Raw genomic sequence first — 23568 nt, forward strand, 5'->3', positions numbered from 1 at the left:
ATAATAAAGGAGACTTAAGTAAAAATCTTTTTTAGGAAGGATTGAACAAATGAGAGGGAGATTTAAATCAAACAAGTGGAAAGGGGCAGGCATAACGGTACTGATCATTGTGATCATTCTCGCTGTTTCGGTTGTTTCTTTTCAAATTTATCATTTTATTCAACTGAATCGTATGAGCCAGTATACCGATGTCAATGTCGATGGAACGGTTTCTGTGCATGTGAAAGATGATTCACAAAAAGTTTTGGATGCGTATCAAAAAGCCAGTCCAGCCAGTGTGATTTCGAGTGACGATACAGCACAAGATACAAATGTTTCCATCGTTTTTTCTGGATTGAATGAAGATGTGAGTATTAACGAAGAAGTGCTTCGTTTGCTGCAAGAAAATGGCATGCAAGCCACCTTTGCGATTCCGGCAGTCAATGTTCGTGAAAATCAAGGCATGATCAAGAAAATCCTTCAAAGTGGAAATCGAATCATTAGTGGTGGCTTGAATGGAAAAGAAAAGGAAGCCAAAGATATCACGGCCTTATGTGATGATCTTTCGAAGTCAAAAAAAATTTTTGATGAAGAAACAAAAGGGTCCCATTCCATATTGTATAGTCCGGGATTGGATGCTTCTTTGATGCATTTGAAAGCTTCGAAACAAGCGGGCTATGATCAGATGGTGCTTGCGGATGATAACGATTTAATTGATGCGGACACCTTTTTGTCCGAAACCGATGTGGATCAATATGTGGATGGATTACAAGGCAAACGTATTCTGGTGATCTATTTAGATGGAAATAAGGATCCGGTCCATCAAGAACCGACCATTGTTTCCGCCAAACCAGAATTGGATAAACAACCCGATTTAGATGACAATGCGCAAACCAAAGAAGAAAAACCAAGTATTGCGGATATCACGAAGTGGTTGCTGGAAACGGTCCATCAAAAGAATATCCAATCGATTGCTTTATCGGACTGCCAAAAACAACCGGCTTCTACCTATATTGAAAAAAATTTAGACGATCGTTCAAAAAAGGCGCAAGTGTATCGTAGTGTTTTGACCAACAAGAAAGATGTTGGATTATGTATTCGCCATCTCAAAAATGAAGCGCAATATGAAAAAGTAAGATCGGTATTAAAACAATATGATGTGTCGGCTTCCTTTTTTGTGAGCGATGATGTGGATAAAAAATTAGCCAAACGGATCCTTAAAGATGGATATACATTAGAAAATGCGGGAAAAGCTTATGCCGATGCAACCAAGACCTATCAAGAAATGGAAAAGGTACGGAGACATCTACAAGATTTGGATACCGATAGTCTTGCCTATCTGGTTTCGGATGAAGCTTCGATCGATGCCATCCGTAGAGTTTGTTTTGTGGATGGACAGATTCCGATTCTTCCGCAAGATCCAAAGAAACTTTCAAAAGGTTCTTTCTATGGATATGATGCATCGGATTTGAAATCGATCGAGCAACTTCTTGAAAAAGCACAACAGAAAGAATATAAGATCTCCGATATACCAACACTTCTTGATCAAAATGGAACGATTCCTGCATTCACAAACACCCAAATCCAAAAACAAAAAAAGGAAAATAAGGGCATAAAAGCCACTTATATGCAGAATGTATCCACGACCGAGCCAGCCTTGGCTTTGACGTTTGGCAATATTGGCAATGAAGCTGTGGATCTAGATGTTGCGAATGTTTTAAAGCACAAAGGAGCGGTAGGTACCTTCTTTGTGAATTTCAATGAAATGCGAGAGTACACCGATACGATTGAAACTTTGATCGATCAAGGTCAAGAAATTGGCATTTCGTGGCCAAGTGATGGCTCGTATGCGAATACTTACGATGGCATGGCTACGTATATCCATGATTGTCTGGCATACATGGAATGGCGGTATAACTACCAACCTAGGTTGGTGATGCTTTCAAAAGAACCGACAAATAAAGAAATGCTGGAAGCTGTTCATGCAGCCGGATTGCGTGCTGTGGGTGCCTCAAAAAGTTTGATCCAAAACAATACCCAACAGACCACAGAGGATCAAATTCCTGAAGTGTTGGCTCAATTATCGAATGTTCGTTTTACACGTGGTGGCTTAGAATATTTTAATCTTGGTTATTATGAAGCGGATGCCATGAAAAAAGTGGGTGAGAAAACCTTGATGGGAGAAGTGGTTTCGGACGTGATTGGGCAGTTTGTGGATTCTATTGCGTTTGAAAATGCCCAAACCAATCAAATCGAAGAGGAAAGTCGATATCGTTTGAAAACGGTGAGTGCCTTGTTGGATTCGGATCAAGTGTATACCGTATCCAAGAAGAAACAAAAGGCTGTGACTTTGAAGAAAAATGTGCTGACTTCAATGGACAGTTCAGAAAAACAATTTGCGTATATGAAGGATCATTATCTGGGTAGTAATTTCATCATTAATCAAAAAAAGATGCCGGGATTTACCGATGAAGAAATCCAACAAATGAATAAAACCGGAAAGCTAACCCATGAAAAAGTAATATTTTTGACTTTTGACGATTGGGGATCCGATGAATCGGTCAATAAGATCTTATATGTATTAAAGAAATATCATGTCAAAGCAACTTTCTTTGTATTGACGGAGCATGTTGATGAAAACCCAAATCTTTTACGGGCAATTGCCGAAGATGGTCATGAAATTGGTTGTCATTCGAATTCGCATATAGCGCTTGCGAATGCCAATGAAGATCATTCTCAATATGCTTCACTCACCAAAAAAGAACAAAAAGCGATGCGTAAGGATTTAGTGACTTCCTACAACAAGTTAAATCAATATGTAGGCGATGTTCGTGTGGATGGGAAAAAAGCCCTTTCTTTGGACTTCCGTCCACCGACACTGGAAATTAGTAAGGAAGGACTCTATCAGGTGTTTGATGTTGGCTTCCAATATTCGATTTCCGGTGATGTGACGACCAATGATTATGAAATTACCGATTTAAATAAATATATTCATGATATGACGAATGGCTCACCTTCTTCAAAAGAGGATTATCAAGTGGGAAATGGTAGTGTCATTGTCATGCATATGACGGAAGATGCGAAATATACGGCACAGATGTTAGATGTGATGATTCCTCGTTGGCAAGCCCAGGGATATCGTTTTGCGCGAGTGGATGCGTACACGCGTCAATATCAGCCATAAGGGGGAATGAGTTTGAAAGAAACGAGCCAAAAGGATGTCCTTTTAAAAATCAAAAAAGATCGAAGATTATTATCTCATGTACCCGATCCGACAGGTCAGAGGCAGGTATCCGATCGACGTGGACAGGATGAACAGGGAAACAAGGATCTAGATGCGATCATTCGTCAACATAAGAAAGGCATTCGCTATATCACAAACTTTTCGGTTTCGATCATACAGGAAAAAACCGTTTTGAAAGCTTTATGTATGGACATCTCTGATACGGGGCTTCTTCTGCAATTGGAGGATGAAAAAGAGTATGAAGCAATCAAAGGACAATCGCATGTCAAATTAAAATTTCAGATTCCGCCCGGTGTCATGCCGGAAGGACGCGAATCCAGATATAAGTTATCAGCTTCGGTTGTACGATCTGTGGATGAAACGCGACAAATTGGCCTTCAATTTTTGGAAGATCTGGGTACCTATGACAGACGACGAAAGGATCGGTATCTGATGTTTGGAGCCGCTTTGAGTCTGGCGTTTGTGAGTTTTTGCGTGGTCTTGATGCGCATGGAATCTTTTATTTATTTTCGCTATCATACCCTGCTTTATGCCTATTCCATCATTGCTGCGACCTTTTTGTTGACGCGTTATTTATTTGGGATGTTTTACAAGCCCGTTCCCATTGATCCCACGTATACGCCATCGGTTACGATCGTTATTCCTTGTTTCAATGAAGAAGAATGGATCCAGATAACCATTCTATCTTGTATTGATCAAAATTATCCTGTCGATAAACTGAAAGTAATCGTTGTGGATGATTGTTCAACGGATCGATCGGTTGAAAAAATCAAAGAAATCATTGATTATCTTAAGGAAAAAGAAGGAAAACGATATCAATTGGAAGATCGTTTATCTTATTTTGTTCAACCACAAAATGCTGGAAAACGAGCGGCTCTAAGTCGTGGAGTGGAGAATACCGATACGGATTTGGTGATGTTTGTGGATAGTGATTCTTTTTTAGATCCCTATGCGGTTCGAAATATCGTGCAACCCTTTCGTGAACCGAAGATGGGTGGTTGTGCCGGAAGATGTGATGTGGCCAATACGTATACAAATTCATTGACCAAAATGCAGTCCGTTCGGTATTATACGGCCTTTCGTATCATGAAAGCAGCCGAAGCGCTTTTTGATACCGTTACATGTTTGAGTGGTCCTTTATCGTGTTACCGTCGTGACATTGTGATGGAATACAAAGACAATTGGGTCAATCAAACTTTTCTTGGTCATAAAGCCACGTTTGGTGATGATCGATCTATGACCAATTTTGTATTGAGTCATCATCAATGTTCCTATCAAGATACTGCGGTTTGTTCCACGATCGTTCCGAAAGAACATAAAGTCTTTTTGAAGCAACAAATGCGATGGAAACGCTCTTGGCTTCGAGAATCTTTAATGGCGGGTAAGTTTATGTGGCGGAAAGAACCTTTTGCGATGATCAATTTTTATATTGGCTTGATCGTACCTATGTTGGCACCAATCGTGGTTGTTTATAATTTCTTTTATGTGCCGCTTACACAACATGTATTTCCAACAACCTTCCTTATTGGTTTATTGTTGATGGCCATGATGATGTCCTTTTCGCAATTGCTTTTACGCAAGAGCACCACATGGTTGTTTGGCTTTTGGTTCTGTCTCTATTACGAACTTGTATTATTGTGGCAAATGCCTATTGCTTGGTTCACGTTCTGGAAATCCACTTGGGGTACAAGGATGACGCCGAGTGATGTCCAAGCCGAAGAAAAGAAACGAGCGAAAAAAGAAATGAAGCGGAAGAAGGCAGAAAATGAAACGTAATCGGAAAACCAAGGATAAGACAAGGAAGTTTCTGTTTTATCCTGTGAAGACCCATAAAGATAAAGTAAAAGTTATACGAACGTGCTTGGAATTTCTGGTGATCATTTTCACTGTATGTATGGTTTGTAGAAGCTTGATCGTATATCAAACCTATGAACCGTATGATCGATCGGATCCCCAGATCGTTTCGGGAAAAGATCATGGTTTTATTGCGCTTTCTTATTTTGGTGTGGCCAGAAGTGGAACCGATTCATTGATTGCGCTTTCCCGACTGGAAGAAGAATTGACAACCCTAAAAAAGCTGGGCTATGTCACTGTTACGCAAGAAGATATTGAAGCGTACTACAGGCAGGGAAAACCATTGCCAGATAAGGCTTTGTTCCTTTTCTTTGAAGATGGTCGTTCCGATACGATGTTGTTTACCGAAAAACTATTGGAAAAGTTAAACTATAAGGCTTCGATCCTTACGTATGCCGAAAAGTTTGGAAACGATGATGGCAAATTTGTTTCACCCGAACAGCTGAAAGAACTGGAACGACAAGGGTATTGGGAATTGGGAACCAATGGCTATCGTTTATCGTATATCAATACCTATGATCGTTATCATCGTTTCCTTGGTGAATTGGAATCACGCGAATTTGTGGAAATCAATCAATATATTGATCGCGACTACAATCATTATTTGATGGATTATATTCGGGATAAAGATTTTATGCCGACAGAAAGTACCCAAGAGATGGCCAAAAGGATCACCAAAGATTATGATTTGATGGAAAGCATTTACACAAAGAAGATTGGCTATGTGCCGAAGCTCTATTGTTTGATGCATTCGAATACAGGACGTTATGGAAATAATGAGAGTGTTTCCGAAGTGAACAGTGAAAATTTGGAAGGTTTATTTACGATGAATGTGAATCGGGAAGGCTATTCCTTAAATAATAAAAAATCTTCGATTTATGATCTGACGCGTTTGGAACCGCAACCTTGGTGGTACACCAATCATTTGTTGATGCGGATCAAAGATGATTTGCCAAAAGCAGATAAGAAAAATATTCAGTTTGTGCATGGTGATAAAAAAGGCTATTCCAAATGGAGTATCAAAAAGGGGGCTGCCGAGTTTAAAGGCAATCTCATTGCCCTTACTTCGGAATCCGAATCCACTGGACGTATGACATTGAAGAACACCAAAGCCAAGGATGTGAAAGTATCTTGTCGATTATTGGGAAATAAGATTGGTCGTCAAACCATTTATTTGCGGACTGCGGGAAATCTGGATCAGTATATTTCTGTTTCCTTAGAAAATAATATTCTTTATGTTCGTCAAAAAAATGCCGATGGGCAAGATGTATTGCTTAGACAAGATATGTACAAACTGCATGATAAGAATCCCATTTCGATTCCGGAAGATGATCAAGATGCCTATGTGGCTGAATTGAAAGTGCGTGGTAAGTTTTCGAAAAATAATACGATTGCCGGTTTATATGATTTGAAGGCATTCCGGGCTTCCCGAAAAAAAGTGGAAAGTGTTGCGGATGGTGCCGATGAATACATTCCGGAAATTCAGATCAGTGATCCAGGGGATGTGAAAATTGAAATGACGCTACAAGGCAATCGATTGACATTGAAAGCCGATGGGATCGTCTTAGCCCATGATCGTAAGATGGCGGTTCAAGGATCGGGTGGCATTGCGTTAGAAAGTGCTTTTGGTGGCTTTATGAAAAGTCAAAGAAATATTGCGGATGATGTGTATGATGCGGCTTTTCAGGATCTTTCCATTCAGACACCGGATCATATGTTGATTTATGACTATACCTATCATGGATTCTCTTTCGTTGCGCATACGATCCGTGTGGTGTGGGATCAGGTCGTGAATTGGTTTATTGATCATTTTTGATGGGGAATCTATGAAAAGAATGAATAGAAAAGGGATCCTGAAGCTTTTGATCATCGTATGTCTATTTCTTAGTGGATGTAGCCGTGGACAAGGTACAACCCAAACACATCACTATGATCTGGATGTATCCAAACAAATCCAAGTCTTAAAAAAATCCAATCGAAACCTGTATGTATGGTCGGTTTATTGGGATTGTACTGGGGATGTACGAACCATCCATCGAAATCGAAAAAAAATCAATGGTATTGGTGTATTCAGTGCCTATTATCCTGATGGCAAAACATTGTCTTTGCCGGAAAAATCAAATGATCTGATCCAGCATTTGGCTTCGATTGAGGATGCACCAACCATTCCAAGGTATCTTTGTGTGGTGAATGATACCGATAGTGAAAATAAAAGTGTGGATCTTTTGAAGAAAATCATGAATGAGCCCGAAAAGAATGCGCAGGCAATCGTGGATATGGCGATACAAAATCAATGTATGGGTATTGAAATTGATTTTGAAAAAATTCGCAATGATATCGATCTATGGAATCAGTTTATCAACTTTGAAAAGGATTTGATGGCTCTATGTTCAAAAAATCATTTGGCCTTGCGCATTGTATTGGAATCTTCCACGCCTGTGGATCAGATGGATCTGCCTTCTGGACCTGAATATGTCGTGATGTGTTATAACCTCTATGGCATGGGGACCAAGCCAGGTCCGAAAGCGGATGCAGATTTTCTAAAAGATATGGTCATGAAATTTGATTCGCTTGATCATGTGTCGTATGCCCTGGCGAATGGTGGTTATGATTTTGATGGCTCGAAAAAAGCCGAGGCCATGACATCGTCTCAGATCCAGGCATTGATCATCGAAAAAAAGGCCAAACCAAAAAGAGATCCTTCCAGTCAAGCGTTGTCTTTCACTTATGGTTCTCATACGGTTTGGTTTGCGGATGAAAAAACGATGGCTTTCTGGGCAAAAACATTGGATACAGCAGCCGGTAGGACGGTTGATATCAGTTTGTGGAGATTGTTTCGTAATGAATGAAGAAGGAATGAAGATGAATGTATATGATCAATTACTTTCGGGTCAAGAAAAATTAGCTCTTGTGGGCTTGGGCTATGTGGGTATGCCCATGGCAGTGGCGTTTGCCCAAAAAGGAATCCAAGTCATTGGCTTTGATTTGAATGAAGAAAAAATAAAAATGTATCAAAAAGGAATCGATCCAACCAAAGAAATTGGGGATGATGTCATTTCTCATACAACGATATCGTTTAGTGCCAATGAACATTGTCTTCAAGAAGCCAAGTTTCTGATTGTTGCGGTGCCAACCCCCGTCAATTTGGATCATACCCCCGATTTGAGTCCGGTGATCCGTGCGAGTGAAATGGTGGGCCGAAATTTAACGAAGGGCAGTATCGTTGTGTTTGAATCCACGGTATATCCAGGTGTTACCGAAGATGTGTGTATTCCGGCATTGGAAAAGGCGTCTGGCTTAACATGTGGAATAGATTTTAAAGTGGGATATTCGCCAGAACGGATCAATCCAGGAGATTCGATCCATCGGTTGGAGAATATTCAAAAAATCGTTTCTGCCATCGATAAAGAGGCTTTAGAAATCATCCAGAATGTGTATGATTTAGTCATTCAAGCGGGTACGTATCCGGTATCGAATCTGAAAACGGCTGAGGCCATCAAGGTTGTTGAAAACAGTCAACGAGATATCAATATTGCGTTTATGAATGAATTGGCCATGGTCTTTGATCGAATGGATATTGATACCCAAGAAGTCATAGATGGTATGAACACAAAATGGAATGCGCTTGGTTTTAAACCGGGTTTAGTTGGGGGACATTGTATTGGTGTCGATCCGTATTATTTTATTTATGAAGCAGAAAGGCTAGGGTATCACAGTCAGATCATTCTTTCGGGTCGAAAAGTCAATGATGATATGGGAAAATTTATTGCGGATTCGACCATTAAACAAACGATTTTGGCGAAAAAGGCAGTCATATCTTCCCGTTTTGTGATTCTTGGGATGACATTTAAAGAAAATTGTCCAGATATTCGGAATAGTAAGGTCTATGATATTATTTGTGAATTGAATGCATATGGTGTGCATCCACGGGTAGTGGATCCATGGGCATCATCCAAAGAGGCAGAAAGAGAATATCATATACAGCTTACAGATATGGATCAGATCCATGATGCAGATGTCATCATTATTGCGGTAGCGCATTCGCAATTTATGGATATGGGCATTAAAGGAATTGATCGGCTTTATAAAAAAGAATTAAGCAATGATAAAAAAGTGTTGATTGATGTCAAAAGTATTTTTGATCGAGATAAAATTCGTTCGCTTGGGTATCATTATTGGCGTTTGTGATGGAAACGTTGGGTTTGAATCGTTCGAAAAGAAACTGGAATTTTTTGATCAATCCATGGATAATGGAAGAATGATGAAGGAGGAATACTATGCCTTGTACAACCGTATTAGTGGGTAAGAAAGCTTCCTATGATGGATCTTGTATGATTGCACGAAATGATGATTCACCATCGGGACAATTTACCCCAAAGAAATTTGTGGTTGTTCATCCCGAAGAACAACCGAAACAATATTGTTCGGTTTTATCGCATGTCGAAATTGAATTGCCGGATGAGCCAATGCGTTATACATCGATGCCCAATGCGATTGAAAGTGAAGGCGTATGGGCAGCCAGTGGTGTCAATGAAGCCAATGTAGCCATGACGGCAACGGAAACGATTACGTCCAATCCTCGTGTATTAGGAGCAGATCCATTGGTTGAAAATGGTATTGGTGAAGAGGATATGGTGACATTGGTCTTGCCATATATTCATTCGGCCAAAGAAGGAGTACTACGTTTGGGTTCCTTATTGGAAACGTATGGAACTTACGAAATGAATGGGATTGCCTTTTGTGATGTCAATGAGATCTGGTGGTTAGAAACCATTGGGGGTCATCATTGGATGGCACGAAAAGTACCCGATGATGTCTATGTGGTCATGCCCAATCAATTAGGCATTGATCGTTTTGATTTTGAAGATGAAGAAAATTATATATGTTCATTCGATCTAAAGAAATTTGTACAAACGAATCATTTGAATCTATCTTCGTATGGTGCCTTTGATCCTCGGGCGGCGTTTGGTTCCCATGAGGATAGTGATCATATTTACAATACGCCAAGAGCTTGGGATATTTTACGAACCTTGAATCCGCATACAAAGTTTGAACCCGAAGCGGATGATCTACCATGGTGCATGGTTCCAGAAAAGAAAATAACGGTAGAGGATGTCAAATATGTTTTAAGTTTGCATTATCAAGGCACACCATATGATCCGTATGGAAAAGAAGCCCAAGCAGGTAAGTATCGTTCGATTGGTATCAATCGCAATGATTTTTTAACGATTACCCAGATGAAACCAAACTGTGAAACGATTGAATGGGTTGCTTTTGCTTCCAATGTCTTCAATGCATTGGTGCCATTCTATGCGAATATTGAAACGACACCAGAATACATGGCCAATACCACAAAAGATGTTTCGAGTGATAATTTTTACTGGTCCAGTCGTTTATTAGCCGCTATGGCCGATGCTTCCTATCGCCAATCAATTTTTGAAATTGAACGCTATCAAAACAAAGTCGCTGCTAAAGCGCATCAAATGATTCATACCTATAATGGTCTATTGGAACATGAAACCGATGAGGGCAAAAAGTTACAATTGCGTCATCAAGCCAATGAAGAAATGGCACAATGGCTACAAGATCAAACAACCGAAGTATTGAATCAAGTCCTTTATATCCTAAGTAATCAAATGAAGAATGCATTCAGTCGTTCGGATGCATGATATAATAGCGAAAAAGGAGTACAAATATGAACGAATATAAACAAGAATTTATTGAATTTATGTTGGCATCCGATGTCTTAAAATTTGGAGATTTCACCTTAAAATCCGGTCGAAAAAGTCCTTTCTTTATGAATGCAGGGGCTTATGTCACAGGAGAACAATTAAAGAAATTAGGCGAATTTTATGCCAAAGCTATCGTGGATACATATGGTCTCGATTTTGATGTATTATTTGGGCCTGCATACAAAGGGATTCCATTAGCCGTTGTGACAGCGATTGCGTTACATACCTTATATGGCAAAGAAGTTCGCTATTGTTCGGATCGTAAAGAAGCAAAAGATCATGGTGCAGATAAAGGCAAATTCTTGGGTACAAAATTGAAAGATGGCGATCGTGTCGTAATGATCGAAGATGTCACAACTTCGGGTAAATCGATGGAAGAAACGGTGCCAAAAGTAAGAGGGGCTGCTAATGTCGATATTGTTGGTTTGATGGTTTCTTTGAATCGAAATGAGAAGGGAAAAGGCAACAAGACCGCATTAAAAGAAATTAGTGAGTTGTATGGTTTCCCAACAGCAGCCATTGTCTCGATGCCAGAAGTTATTGAATATTTAGGGGATCGTTTGGATGATGATCTAAAAGCACGCATTGATGCATACTATCAAGAATATGGTGCAACAGAAGACTAGTTCTTCTGTTTTTTTTATACCGCAAAATCCGGATGATCTTCATACATTTTCTGGATCATTTGGACAAAATTATGAATAATGGCTCGATGATCTGAAGCATGGGTACATAATACACAAGGTATGGTTTCTTCACAATCAAAGGGAATCCACGCAAATTCATTGGTATGATCATTTAAAAAACCAGGAGAAAGCACAAGGGCTCGATTGGCTGCGACATTGGTCAAAGAAGTATCATGATCATCACTATTGAAATAATCAATCGGTTGGGTTTCGATCATGCGTTGTTGGACTTGACGCAAAGGAATAGGGGAAGGACCGCCTACCATCAAGGTTCGACCTGCTAGATCTTCGGGTTCAATACGTGATTTTTGCGCTAACGGATCATCATGACGAGCCACTAAATAGATTTTAGAGTCATACAGTGGATGAACTTGAATATTAGGAATATGACGAATCTCATCATGGATCGCAAAGAGTACATCTTGTTCGCCTTGTAAAAAAGAATCCAATATATGATTTGGATCAAAAGAAGGCGTAACCAAAATACCCGAATCTCCCTTTGAAATTTCTTGGATCACTTGGGGCAAGAAATAGAGTGCCGAACGAACGGGTAAGGCAATTTGAATATTTTCACGATACTTGGTTGAAAAGTTTTGCCCTTGTTCAATGGCTTTTCTTAATTCAGCCCGAATACTACGAAGACTCGCCACAAATTGTTGGCCGGCCGGCGTGATATTCGTTCCCTTGCCACTCCGATCAAAAATAATAAAGCCAATTTCTTCTTCGGCTGCATGAATCTGATAGGTCAAGGTTGGTTGGGAAATATAAAGATTTTCAGCGGCACGATTGAAGTTTAAGGTTTGTGCGAGTTCTAATATATAGTCAATTTGTTTGGTGTTCATTTTATCTCCTTATAATTTAATAATTCTATTATATATCGATTATTTCAATTTGAAAAATTAATATATCGATTTTAAGATGAACACAGAAACGAGGTATACAGATGTCAAAAAACTTAATTCTATATTACTCACGAACAGGTGAAAATTATGTCAATGGAAGTATTCAAAAACTTTCCAAAGGCAACACAGCCTATGTGGCTACATATATTCAAGAAGCAATTGGTGGGGATTTATTTCCCATTGAAACGGTTGATGCGTATCCAAATGATTATATGGCCTGCATTGATCAAGCGAAAAAAGAAATGAATGCCCATGCACGACCTGCTTTGGTTCACTATATCGATGATATTTCCGATTACGACAACATCTTTATTTGTGGACCCTGCTGGTGGGGGTTGTTCCCCATGCCAATCTATTCTCAATTGGAACGATTGGATTTTACGAATAAAAATGTATATGTTGTCGTAACGCATGAAGGCAGTGGCATGGGAAATTGTGAACGCGATTTGAAAAAAGGATTGAAAGGTGCCACGTTTGGTCCTGGCTTAGCTATTCATGGTGCCGATGCCCCAAAGAGTGCCAATCAAGTAAAAACATGGGCAAAAAGTTTATAGGGGGGAAAGATTATGGAATACAAAAAAGGATATGTTTATGAATTGATGGACCGAGGAGGTCCTACTGATGTGCGCGAATCGTATTTTAAAGAAGCCGTGGAAGAAATGATGCGAGCTCGTACCCTTTGTCAAAAAGCCAATGCGACTTTACCCGATGATCCATCGTATATGCAGTATTTGGAAGAATTATTTGGTCGTAAATTGGATGATGTACGAATCTTAACTCCCTTTATTTGTGATTTTGGCAATCGGGTTACATTTGGAAAAGATGTATTTATCAATCATTCCGCGATTCTATCAGCTTCGGGTGGTATCGAATTTGAAGATGGTTGTATGGCAGCTCCCGGTTTACGCATTGCCACGATCAACCATGATATGAATGAAAGACATACGATTTACACCTATGGCAAAGTCACGGTGAAACAAAATGCTTGGATTGGCATGAATGTAACCATTTGTCCTGGTGTGACCATTGGTAAATATGCCGTCGTTGGAGCAGGCGCTGTGGTCACAAAAGATGTCCCTGACTATGCCGTGGTTGCCGGTGTACCTGCTAAAGTAATCAAGATATTAGATCCAAATGATCAAAAAGAATGATCCATCTCGATTTTCTTTACAGATGATCTATTTCTATTTTGATTTGGTATAATGTTCAAGCAAATGAACGGAGGAAACAAATATGGAATGGATCGAAGTCATGAGACAACGACATAGTGTCCGTCAATATACGGATCAAAAGATTCCCATGGAAATACAAGAAAAATTGAAAGCAGAAGTGGAACGCTTAAATACCGAAAGCAACCTCCATATGCAACTATTCTTTGATGAACCCGATTGTTTTGATTCTCGCATGGCACATTATGGAAAATTTACCAATGTGAAAAATTATCTTTCCATTGTCGGTAAGAAAGAACCAAAACTAGATGAAAAAGCCGGATACTATGGTGAAAAAGTGGTGTTGTTGGCGCAAAGTTTAGGTATCAACAGTTGTTGGGTCGGCATGACTCATGGTAAAAGTGATGCGATCGTAAACAAAGACGAAAAACAAGTCATCGTTGTATCCCTGGGATATGGAGAAAACCAAGGCGTTGCCCATAAAAGTAAACCCATGGATAAACTATGTTCTGTTACCGGAGATGTACCCACTTGGTTTCATACGGGCATGGAAGCAGCCATGCTTTCGCCAACCGCTATTAACCAACAAAAGTTTTTGATTTCTTATGATGGAAAGAAACTGAGTGCTAAAGTGAATGGTCGAGGTTTCTTTTCCAAAGTGGATCTAGGCATTGTGAAGTGTGATTTTGAATTGGCGAGTGGACATACCTTTGATGAATAAGAAAATCGAAATACTGGCTAGAGACTTTGAAGTCAGTCAAAAATTATTGATTGCCCTAGGTGATGAAAGTCGCCAGCACATCATCTTAACGATGATGCAGATGGGTGATTGTTCCGGTGTACGTGCCATTGATGTAGCAGCCCATACCAATCTTTCCCGTCCAGCTGTATCGCATCATCTCCAAATCATGAAAGATGTGGGATTATTAAAGACACGAAAAGAAGGGACCAAGATCTTCTATTATTTTGATCCCGATATGAAATCCATGAATGCGTTGATTGATGTGTTGCATTTAGCCATAGAAATCACCAAAGAATTACCCAATCGGAGTGGGGATGAATGAAAATTTATACCTTACAAACCGGTAGTACCTTGGTTTCCAGTGCGGTTCCGGATCGAAGCTCGCATCGTTGGACCTATGCCTATACGGGCTTGTTTCAACGAAGAAAGAAGCGAATTTGTGTACCTGTTAAAGCCTTTTTGGTGGAAAACCAAGGCCATCGGGTATTGATTGATACAGGTTGGTCGGAAGCATGTGTCGATCATCCCCTTTCTCATCTTAGATTTGGTTTATGGTTTGCGAGTGAACCGGTTTTGAAAAGAGAAGAAGCAATACCGTATCAACTACAGAAATTGTCACTGAAACCATCAGACATCGATGCGATTGTATTGACGCATCTGGATTGTGATCATGTGTCGGGTTTACGACCTTTAAAAGAAGCCAAACACATCTATTGTTCCAAAGAAGAATGGCAACATGCCCAAACCAGAGATGTACGCTATCGCAAAGCTTTTTGGGAAGGTGTTCACATAGAAACAGTATCTATGAAAAAGGATACATCGTCCCCATTTGGCTAGAGTTGTGATTTATTTGGCGATGGTAGTTTTATTTTGATTTTAACACCGGGACATAGTGAAGGATCAATGGCAATCTTGGTATACGAACACAAGCAATATGCCGCCTTTATTGGCGATGATTCCTATAATCATCATTCGTGGGAAGAACAAAAATTGCCTGGACCAATATATGATATACAATCCATGAAAAAAACCTTACGTTGGGTCAAACAATTGAGTTTGGATTCAAATTGCAGGGGCATCTATGTGGCACATGAGAAGGTGTAGCTCTATCGGAGTTACCCTTTTTTTTGTATAATTTGTAGCAGAGGTGATTTGTATGGAAGATACCATCCAAACTTTGACACAAAAAATCATTGCGTTTCGTGATGAGCGAAATTGGCAGCAGTTTCATAATCCAAAAGATCTGGCGATCTCTATTTCCTTAGAAGCCGCCGAATTATTGGAGGTGTTTCAATGGTCCGGAGAAAATACCCAAGCGGATACAAATATAAAAGTGGATAAGATCAAAGAGGAATTGGCTGATGTGCTGATTTATTCATTGTTGATGGCACATGAACTGGATCTTGATGTATGCAAGATCATTCAAGATAAATTAGCAGTGAATGAGAAAAAATATCCGGTGGATCGATCGTATGGAAGTTCGTTGAAATATACAGTGTATGAAGATAAACAAAAATGATAGTCTATGATGGTTCGCGACGGGATTTTCTTGAAAGTGTTGAAAATGATACGATTGCGATCGATATTGAACAAAATATATTAAAAAAGATGGGACGCCATACCCCGAAAAGTGAATTTCGTGCATGGGACCATTCGATGCAATATATGTATAAGGTCATGAATGATCCAGATATTCCGGATAATGCAGACATTACGACAACGTATCTAGAAAGCGAAGTTAATGGTATAATAAAACGACGGAGGTTGAAATGGAACAAGCGTCTTTATTTGATACGACTGATTCGCGTCCTTTAGCCGATCGCATGCGACCCGAAACATTGGAAGAATATGTTGGTCAAAAACAATTGATTGCGCCTGAGCGGATCTTATGGCAAATGATTGAGCATGATAAGGTGCCATCGATGATTTTTTGGGGGCCTCCTGGTGTTGGTAAAACCACTTTGGCTCGCATGATCGCGCATAAGACCAAAGCACATTTTGTGACTTTTTCGGCCGTATCATCGGGTATTAAAGATATCAAGGTTGTCATGAAGGAAGCGGCTTTACACAAAGCGCAAGGTCAAAAAACGATTGTGTTTGTGGATGAGATCCATCGCTTCAATAAAGCGCAACAAGATGCTTTTTTGCCCTATGTGGAAAATGGCAGCATTACTTTGATTGGGGCCACAACGGAAAATCCCAGCTTTGAGTTAAACAATGCCCTTTTATCGCGTTGTCGTGTTTTTGTGTTGCAGTCCTTAAGTCAAGAAGATATTGTGGAACTTCTCCATCGGGCCATTTCCAGTCCCAAAGGATTTGGGGAACTACATATTGATATGAGTGATGCGCAAATCGAAGCCATTGCGAATTTTTCGGGTGGAGATGCTCGATTTGCTTTAAATACCCTAGAAATGGTGGTATATAATAGTCCAAGTGATGTGGAAGGCATCCATGTTTCCCAAGATATCATCAAACAATGTCTGCAACGACGATCACTATTATATGATCGTCAAGGTGAGGAGCATTATAATATCATTTCAGCTTTGCATAAAAGTATGCGAAATAGTGATGTACAAGCATCCATCTATTGGTTAGCACGCATGTTGGAAGCTGGCGAAGATCCCTTATATGTGGCTCGTCGCATTGTTCGATTTGCTTCGGAAGATATCGGTATGGCCGATTCACGGGCTTTGGAAATTTGTATTGCCGCCTATCAAGCGTGTCATTATTTAGGCATGCCCGAATGCAATGTGCATTTAACGCATGCGGTCGTGTATTGTGCCTTGGCACCAAAATCCAATGCCTTAGAAACGGCATATATTCATGCGTCGCAAGATGCTAAGGCAACATTGGATCAACCGGTACCGTTGCAAATTCGCAATGCACCGACACGATTGATGAAAGATCTTGGCTATGGCAAAGATTATGAATATTCCCATGACTACAAATATCACATGACGGATATGGTTTGTTTGCCAGAGGCATTAAAAGATCGTGTATATTATGTACCGAAAGATCAAGGATCGGAATTAAAAGTAAAGAAGCGTATGCAAGATATCAAGAATATCAAGCATATGATTCATGAACAGAAAAGGAAGAAATAGTATGAAAATCCAAATTCATTCATTAGCAGAAACGCAACGATTTGCACAAAAAATGGCAGATCTTTGTCGAGATAAACATGTCATCCTTTGTTTGGATGGAGATTTAGGTGCAGGAAAAACGACTTGGACACAATCGTTTGGCAAGGCTTTAGGTATTCAACAAGTCATAAATTCACCAACGTTTACGATCATGAAATCGTATACCCAAGGCAATGGACAACCTTTTTATCATATTGATGCCTATCGATTAGAAGGCATTGATCAAGATCTAGGGTTTGAAGATTGTTTTGATGAAGGCATTTGTGTGATCGAATGGGGAAATTTTATCGCCAATCAAATTCCTGACGATCATATCTCGATCTCGATTGAAGAAGGCATTGATGAAGAACGAACAATTGAAATGACCTATACAGGAAGTGTAAGTCAAACGATAGTGGAGGCATACAATGATTAGTTTATGTATGGATAGTGCCTATAAAAATTTAGTCTTAGGCCTATATGAAGATGATCGTTTATTGGCAGGAATTGCCAAGGAAGCGTTTAAGCAACAAAGTGAAACCATTTTTGTGGAATTGAATCAATTATTGGCACAAACCCATTTGGATTATGCCGATATTGATCGGGTGATCATTACCGATGGGCCAGGTTCGTATACGGGCATTCGGATTGCGATGACCATTGCGAAAGTGTTGTGTACCCAAATGCATAAAGAACTATATTGTATTTCAACGATGCAGTTGTATGCCGGTATGGAACCAAGTGCTAACGTAATCTTGGATGCACGTAGTCATCGTGCCTATATTGCACATGTGGAAAATGGCATCATTCATCCGGAAACACAAGTTTTGCCATTGGATGAAGTGAAGACATTTATTGATCAACATCCAGGTACCTTAATGGGTGATGCGTACTTATTGGATCAAGAAGGCAAACCAAGTGATTTCTTAGCGAATTTTATGCAGGTACCGGCTCGAAAGATCGAGAATATTCATGCGTTGGTTCCGCAATATTTAAAGTCTTCCAATGCATATAAAAATAAATGATGTTGGTAGATGATAAGAAAGCCAATGTTTTGGCAAATTTTGAATCGCAATGTTTTCTAGATGCATGGACCAAGGAACAAATTGAATCCGAATTTCAAAACAATCCTTTTTTTCATGCGTGGATGACAAAGGAAGGGTATGCCTTTGTGTGGGAAGCTTACGAACAAGCAGAATTGGTACGAATTGGCATTTTGCCAACGTATCGTAAACAAGGCTATGCCCATCGTTTATTGACCAAATGTATGGCCCATGCCAAACAAGCTGGTTGTGAAACGATGACATTGGAAGTGCGGGTATCCAATATACCAGCGATTCGTTTATATGAAATGTGTGGTTTTATCAAGAGTCATTGTTCGAAGCATCATTACCAAGATGGGGAAGATGCTTGGATCATGATCTGTGAATTATAGGAGGATGACGATGATCGTTTTAGGAATTGAATCGAGTTGTGATGAAACAGCGGTAGCAATCGTAAAAGATCGCAAAGACATTTTATCGAGTGTTGTAGCCTCACAAATCGATGTACATAAAGAATTTGGTGGAGTCGTACCCGAAGTAGCGAGTCGAATTCATGTCGAAAATATTTCGTATTTGATTGAAGATGCTTTAAAGAAAGCCAATTTGACGATGGATGATGTCGATGTGGTAGCGGTAACCAAAGGACCTGGTTTGATTGGTTGTTTACATGTCGGTGTACAAGCAGCCAAAACATTGGCGTTTGCGTTTCATAAACCGTTGGTGCCAGTGCATCATATTGCGGCCCATATCTATGCCAATGAATTGGTTACAGATGTACACTATCCGGTATTGGCATTGGTTGTATCGGGTGGTCATAGTCAATTGATCTATATGAAAGAAGAGGGTTCCTTTGAAATCTTAGGAACGACCCAAGATGATGCGATTGGGGAAGCGTTTGATAAAGTCGCACGTGTCATGAATTTGGGTTATCCAGGTGGACCAAAGATTGATAAGTTAGCAAAACAAGGAAAGAACGTCTATGCTTTGCCAAAACCAAAAACACAAGGTAAATATGATTTTAGTTTTTCGGGATTAAAGAGTGGCGTTCTGCAATTTACGAAGCGAATGGAACGCCAAGGAAAAACATATAGTGATGCGGATTTGGCTTGTTCCTTCCAAGAATGTGCGTTGAATGAGATCTTTGATAAGATTCGCTTGGTGTTGAATGATTATCCAGACATCAAACATTTTGTTGTTGGTGGTGGCGTTTCGGCCAATAGTCGTTTGCGTGAAAAAGTGGAAGAATTAAAAGGTGAATATCCAAATGTGACATTTACGGTACCACCAATGTTTGCGTGCACAGATAATGCGACCATGATTGCGGTTGCTGGAACGATTGCGTATGAACATGGTCGTCGAGCCGATGCTTCGTTGACAGCCGATGCCAACTGGGAGATCCAATAGTGCAAAAAGGAATTGTGAAAGGCAATGTCATTTTAGGCAAGGATGTCAGTGTTTGGTACAATGCGGTAATTCGTGGCGATAGTGATGCAATCGAAATTGCGGATGGAACCAATGTTCAAGATGGTTGTGTGATCCATGTGGACAAGGGTTTTCCCGTTCATATTGGACAACGCGTAACGATTGGACATGGCGCCATTCTTCATGGTTGTACGATTGAAGATGAAGTGTTGATTGGTATGGGAGCTATCGTTATGAATGGGGCTTCCATTGGGACGCATTCCATCATTGGTGCAGGTGCCTTAATTCCTGAAAATACCCAAATTCCTGCCAATAGTGTTGTTGTGGGCTGTCCCGGAAAGGTCATCAAACAAACCACGGACAAACAAATTGAAATGATCATTAAGAATGCAAAACAATATATAGAGGAAGCGAAAGAAGAGAATGATTGAAGCAGTAATATTTGACATGGATGGACTGATGTTTGATACCGAAGCAACTTTTTTAAAAGGATTCAAACAACTATGTCATGAACGAGGTGTTATGATAACCGACAAAGAAGTGCGCCAATTGATTGGTTGTGATTCACGCATTGTGCAAAAATTTGAAGATGCGTATCCAGGTATCATTGCGTGTATGGACCATTTCCAGAAAGTGCGTTTAGATATTTTTATGCGGATGTTTCCCAATCCGAAAGATGGTTGTAAACCGGGATTGAAAGCGTTGATTCGTTATTTGAATCAAAAGAAGATTCCGTATGCGATTGCTTCGAGTTCCATGCGAAAAGACATTGAGCGTTTGATTGCGTATGCGCATTGTGATATTCATCCACGAGAAATTGTTTCCAGTAAAGAAGCAGGCATTCCTTCCAAACCGGATCCGATGATCTTTAAAGAAGCGGCAAAGCGATTGGGCAAGGCACCCGAACAATGTCTTGTCTTAGAAGATTCAAAATTTGGCATCATGGCGGGTCGTCGAGCTGGTTGTCAAACGATTTTTATTCCGGATCGGATCGAGCAGGATCGGCAAATGTATCCATACATTCAGTTGCGTATGCATACGCTCCATGACGTTATAGATTATTTAGAAAAGAATATGCTAGAATAGTAGGCATAAGAAGGAGAAAAATTCATGCCAGATAAAATTATTGTTTTGGATTTTGGAAGTCAATATAATCAATTAATTGCCCGTCGTATTCGTGAATTTGGAGTGTATTCTGAATTGCATTCCAATGAAATGAAATTGGATGATATTCTTGCCTTGAAAGATGTAAAAGGAATCGTTTTTAGTGGAGGTCCGAATAGTGTCTATGAAGCGGATGCACCAAAATGTGATCCGGCCATTTTTACTAGTGGTTTACCCATTTTAGGTATTTGTTACGGGATGCAGATGATCCATTATGAAATGGGTGGAAAAGTGGAGTCTAGTGAAGAAAGACAATATGGTCGTACGGAAATTACGATCGATCATGAAAATGAACTCTTTGCCGGAATGCCAAAGAAACAAACCGTTTGGATGTCTCATGGTGATAAGGTCTCACAATTGGCACCTGGCTTTGAAGTATTGGCGACAAGTGATACTTGTCCGAATGCGGCAACGGCCAATGTGGAAAAGAAAATTTATACATTACAGTTTCATCCCGAAGTTCGCAATTCGGAATATGGAAATGATATCTTAAAGAACTTTGTATTTAAGATTTGTCAGGCCAAAAACAATTGGTCGATGAAAGATTTTATTGCGACGCAAACCAAAAAAATCCAAGAACAAGTTGGTTCGGATAAAGTTTTATTGGGCCTATCTGGTGGTGTGGATTCCAGTGTTGTGGCTGCCCTTTTACATCAGGCCATTGGTGATCAATTGATTTGTATGTTTATTGATCATGGCTTGTTACGTAAGGGAGAGGCTGAAAGTGTCGTTGAAACGTTTGGTAAGAATATGAATGTCAATTTGGTCAAAATTGATGCGAAAGATCGTTTTATGTCCAAGTTGAAAGGTGTTACGGATCCAGAAAAGAAACGTAAGATCATTGGTAATGAATTTGTATATACATTTGATGATGAGGTCAAGAAGTTAACGGCTGGTGAAGAAATCAAGTGGTTGGCACAAGGTACGTTGTATACCGATGTCATTGAATCGGGTACCAAGACGGCACAAACGATCAAATCCCATCATAATGTTGGTGGTTTGCCAAAGGATATGCAGTTCCAATTGATCGAGCCATTGAATACATTATTTAAAGATGAAGTACGTGCTCTAGGTGAAGAATTGGGTCTTCCAGAAGAAATGGTATGGCGTCAACCTTTCCCTGGTCCTGGTTTGGGAATTCGTATCTTAGGTGATGTGACGGATGAAAAGATCAAGATCGTTCAAGATAGTGATTATATCTTGCGTGAAGAAATTGCCAAGGCTGGATTAAATAAAGAAATCTGGCAATATTTCACCGCTCTGACCAATATGCGTAGTGTCGGTGTCATGGGAGATCAAAGGACCTATGATTATGCCGTTGCGATTCGGGCAGTGACTTCCATCGATGGAATGACGGCCGATTGGGCGAAGATTCCATTCGAAGTATTGGATCGTATTTCCAATCGTATTGTCAATGAAGTGGATCATGTCAATCGCGTTGTGTATGACATTACCTCAAAGCCTCCTGGAACCATTGAGTTTGAATAAACACAGGATCCCTATAAGCCTTGTAGATTCAAGACTTATGGGGATTTTTTCATGCTTCTGGGTACAAATTTTCAGTCGGTAGGAATGGAGAAAAGCATATTTAATGTAGTGTTGGTAATACCGAATATAAGATGATCACAAGTCTTTTAATTTGATCATTTTTGTAATATTGATCATATTAAAAGACTTGTGATCAAGTGTAGCATATGATAAATTAAATATATCAAATGTTTGAAAATGATCAAAATAGAGGTTTGAAATATGCATGATTTCTCCTTTCGGAATAAATGGACAATACTGCTTACACCCCAAATTGTGATTTGTCGACTTGAGCGGCGAAAGCCGCGAACATCTTTTGCTGTTCATACGGTGGAATGATAATTGGGAAATCTTCTACCTGATCCACATTAATCTGCCGTTTATCAATTCCACCAACGCACACTTTTCGGATATATTTCCTATACGCTTCCCCAGTTAGAATAGTGACCACAAATTCAGGAACTATAGAGCCATCTAACCGAACAAGATATACATGCCCATTAATATTTGCTGAATCATCCGCTCCTTTGAATAACGCTGCTCGGCCCAGACTACTATTCTCTGTATTTATTCGTCCTGTTTTTGTAATCAGAATATCATCATGGTGAAGGCTACTCTTTTTCATACTTTCATGTGTTTCTGCGTCTATAAAAGCAACATCATCCAACTCTATTCGGTTTCTCCATACATTTTGACTGCGCAGAAATGTTATTCCGCTCTCAACGTAGTTTTTACTACCACCTTTTGGTGTGTTTCCATTCGTAATCAACACCGATACATCTTTTAGTCGTTTAACAGTCCAACCCATAGGATTTGCAATAGGCTCTCCAAACATCTCGACAAATCGGGCTTTGATGAGGGTATCCAAGTCATCTAGCTCTTCTTTTCTATGTTTTATTACCAAACTTAATTTATCAAGAATATGCTCAATGTCAGTTTGCTTTTTCGCAGAGTACAAAGGAATTTCATATTCTTTCAACCA

At 39.8% G+C, this 23568-nt stretch carries 25 protein-coding genes; 23 read left to right on the top strand and 2 right to left on the bottom strand.

The window, feature by feature from the left end; translation table 11 throughout:
* The first annotated feature begins 49 nt into the window (after positions 1 to 49).
* The 7 genes from SOS22_RS09520 to pyrE all read left to right on the top strand — a co-directional run bounded on the left by SOS22_RS09520 (position 50) and on the right by pyrE (position 11435).
* Entirely contained in the window at positions 50 to 3163 is a 3114-nt protein-coding gene (locus SOS22_RS09520; RefSeq protein ID WP_320597030.1) for a polysaccharide deacetylase family protein, read from the top strand.
* Positions 3164 to 3175: 12 nt separating this feature from the next.
* A complete protein-coding gene (locus SOS22_RS09525) occupies positions 3176 to 4999 on the top strand; it encodes a glycosyltransferase (RefSeq protein WP_320597031.1) in 1824 nt (607 codons plus the stop codon).
* Complete coding sequence (locus SOS22_RS09530) at positions 4989 to 6893, top strand: hypothetical protein (protein ID WP_320597032.1); 1905 nt, start codon at positions 4989 to 4991, stop codon at positions 6891 to 6893. Before SOS22_RS09525 ends, SOS22_RS09530 begins: the two co-directional genes overlap by 11 nt.
* Before the next feature lie 10 nt (positions 6894 to 6903).
* Entirely contained in the window at positions 6904 to 7926 is a 1023-nt protein-coding gene (locus SOS22_RS09535) for a hypothetical protein (RefSeq protein ID WP_320325828.1), read from the top strand.
* Positions 7919 to 9265, top strand: coding sequence for a nucleotide sugar dehydrogenase (locus tag SOS22_RS09540; RefSeq protein WP_320325829.1), 1347 nt, complete (start codon positions 7919 to 7921; stop codon positions 9263 to 9265). Before SOS22_RS09535 ends, SOS22_RS09540 begins: the two co-directional genes overlap by 8 nt.
* A gap of 89 nt (positions 9266 to 9354) precedes the next feature.
* Positions 9355 to 10746 carry a C69 family dipeptidase gene (locus tag SOS22_RS09545; RefSeq protein WP_320597033.1) on the top strand — a complete coding sequence of 464 codons (1392 nt, stop codon included), beginning with the start codon at positions 9355 to 9357 and terminating at the stop codon, positions 10744 to 10746.
* A 26-nt stretch (positions 10747 to 10772) separates the two neighbouring features.
* Positions 10773 to 11435, top strand: coding sequence for an orotate phosphoribosyltransferase (gene pyrE / locus SOS22_RS09550; RefSeq protein WP_277633677.1), 663 nt, complete (start codon positions 10773 to 10775; stop codon positions 11433 to 11435).
* A 14-nt stretch (positions 11436 to 11449) separates the two neighbouring features.
* Here pyrE and SOS22_RS09555 read toward each other — a convergent pair whose 3' ends face one another.
* Complete coding sequence (locus tag SOS22_RS09555; protein ID WP_320597034.1) at positions 11450 to 12337, bottom strand: LysR family transcriptional regulator; 888 nt, start codon at positions 12335 to 12337, stop codon at positions 11450 to 11452.
* 101 nt (positions 12338 to 12438) lie between these two features.
* Here SOS22_RS09555 and SOS22_RS09560 point away from each other — a divergent pair, with 101 nt between their 5' ends.
* The 16 genes from SOS22_RS09560 to guaA all read left to right on the top strand — a co-directional run bounded on the left by SOS22_RS09560 (position 12439) and on the right by guaA (position 22547).
* Positions 12439 to 12951: a flavodoxin gene (locus SOS22_RS09560; protein WP_173446694.1), complete on the top strand. Its 513-nt coding sequence runs from the start codon at positions 12439 to 12441 to the stop codon at positions 12949 to 12951.
* Between the two features lie 12 nt (positions 12952 to 12963).
* Positions 12964 to 13548 carry a sugar O-acetyltransferase gene (locus SOS22_RS09565; RefSeq protein WP_320325833.1) on the top strand — a complete coding sequence of 195 codons (585 nt, stop codon included), beginning with the start codon at positions 12964 to 12966 and terminating at the stop codon, positions 13546 to 13548.
* Positions 13549 to 13630: 82 nt separating this feature from the next.
* Entirely contained in the window at positions 13631 to 14287 is a 657-nt protein-coding gene (locus SOS22_RS09570) for a nitroreductase family protein (protein WP_320597035.1), read from the top strand.
* Positions 14280 to 14630, top strand: a complete 351-nt coding sequence (locus SOS22_RS09575; protein WP_320597036.1) for a metalloregulator ArsR/SmtB family transcription factor — start codon at positions 14280 to 14282, stop codon at positions 14628 to 14630. The genes SOS22_RS09570 and SOS22_RS09575 overlap by 8 nt, the downstream gene beginning before the upstream one ends.
* Positions 14627 to 15145: an MBL fold metallo-hydrolase gene (locus tag SOS22_RS09580; RefSeq protein WP_320597037.1), complete on the top strand. Its 519-nt coding sequence runs from the start codon at positions 14627 to 14629 to the stop codon at positions 15143 to 15145. The genes SOS22_RS09575 and SOS22_RS09580 overlap by 4 nt, the downstream gene beginning before the upstream one ends.
* Before the next feature lie 66 nt (positions 15146 to 15211).
* Positions 15212 to 15412, top strand: a complete 201-nt coding sequence (locus SOS22_RS09585; protein WP_320597038.1) for a hypothetical protein — start codon at positions 15212 to 15214, stop codon at positions 15410 to 15412.
* A gap of 52 nt (positions 15413 to 15464) precedes the next feature.
* Positions 15465 to 15827 carry a nucleotide pyrophosphohydrolase gene (locus SOS22_RS09590; protein ID WP_320597039.1) on the top strand — a complete coding sequence of 121 codons (363 nt, stop codon included), beginning with the start codon at positions 15465 to 15467 and terminating at the stop codon, positions 15825 to 15827.
* The gene (locus tag SOS22_RS09595; protein ID WP_320597040.1) at positions 15824 to 16123 is read left to right on the top strand and encodes a hypothetical protein; all 300 of its coding nucleotides are present in this window, start codon (positions 15824 to 15826) and stop codon (positions 16121 to 16123) included. Before SOS22_RS09590 ends, SOS22_RS09595 begins: the two co-directional genes overlap by 4 nt.
* The gene (locus tag SOS22_RS09600) at positions 16078 to 17412 is read left to right on the top strand and encodes a replication-associated recombination protein A (RefSeq protein ID WP_320597041.1); all 1335 of its coding nucleotides are present in this window, start codon (positions 16078 to 16080) and stop codon (positions 17410 to 17412) included. Before SOS22_RS09595 ends, SOS22_RS09600 begins: the two co-directional genes overlap by 46 nt.
* 1 nt (position 17413) lies before the next feature.
* Entirely contained in the window at positions 17414 to 17866 is a 453-nt protein-coding gene (gene tsaE, locus SOS22_RS09605; RefSeq protein WP_128520262.1) for a tRNA (adenosine(37)-N6)-threonylcarbamoyltransferase complex ATPase subunit type 1 TsaE, read from the top strand.
* Positions 17859 to 18455 carry a tRNA (adenosine(37)-N6)-threonylcarbamoyltransferase complex dimerization subunit type 1 TsaB gene (gene tsaB / locus SOS22_RS09610; RefSeq protein WP_273344830.1) on the top strand — a complete coding sequence of 199 codons (597 nt, stop codon included), beginning with the start codon at positions 17859 to 17861 and terminating at the stop codon, positions 18453 to 18455. Before tsaE ends, tsaB begins: the two co-directional genes overlap by 8 nt.
* Complete coding sequence (gene rimI / locus SOS22_RS09615) at positions 18452 to 18865, top strand: ribosomal protein S18-alanine N-acetyltransferase (RefSeq protein WP_320597042.1); 414 nt, start codon at positions 18452 to 18454, stop codon at positions 18863 to 18865. The genes tsaB and rimI overlap by 4 nt, the downstream gene beginning before the upstream one ends.
* A gap of 10 nt (positions 18866 to 18875) precedes the next feature.
* A complete protein-coding gene (tsaD, locus tag SOS22_RS09620; protein ID WP_173446686.1) occupies positions 18876 to 19877 on the top strand; it encodes a tRNA (adenosine(37)-N6)-threonylcarbamoyltransferase complex transferase subunit TsaD in 1002 nt (333 codons plus the stop codon).
* Complete coding sequence (locus SOS22_RS09625; protein ID WP_320325842.1) at positions 19877 to 20326, top strand: gamma carbonic anhydrase family protein; 450 nt, start codon at positions 19877 to 19879, stop codon at positions 20324 to 20326. Before tsaD ends, SOS22_RS09625 begins: the two co-directional genes overlap by 1 nt.
* Positions 20319 to 20981 carry an HAD family hydrolase gene (locus SOS22_RS09630; RefSeq protein WP_320325843.1) on the top strand — a complete coding sequence of 221 codons (663 nt, stop codon included), beginning with the start codon at positions 20319 to 20321 and terminating at the stop codon, positions 20979 to 20981. The genes SOS22_RS09625 and SOS22_RS09630 overlap by 8 nt, the downstream gene beginning before the upstream one ends.
* 24 nt (positions 20982 to 21005) lie before the next feature.
* Positions 21006 to 22547: a glutamine-hydrolyzing GMP synthase gene (gene guaA / locus SOS22_RS09635; RefSeq protein ID WP_320597043.1), complete on the top strand. Its 1542-nt coding sequence runs from the start codon at positions 21006 to 21008 to the stop codon at positions 22545 to 22547.
* Between the two features lie 301 nt (positions 22548 to 22848).
* Here guaA and SOS22_RS09640 read toward each other — a convergent pair.
* Positions 22849 to 23568 (bottom strand): restriction endonuclease subunit S (locus SOS22_RS09640; protein ID WP_320597044.1); only part of this gene is annotated, 720 nt, incomplete at its 5' end.

It is taken from the genome of Absicoccus sp., from assembly GCF_034090965.1.
Classification (GTDB): domain Bacteria; phylum Bacillota_I; class Bacilli_A; order Erysipelotrichales; family Erysipelotrichaceae; genus Absicoccus; species Absicoccus intestinalis.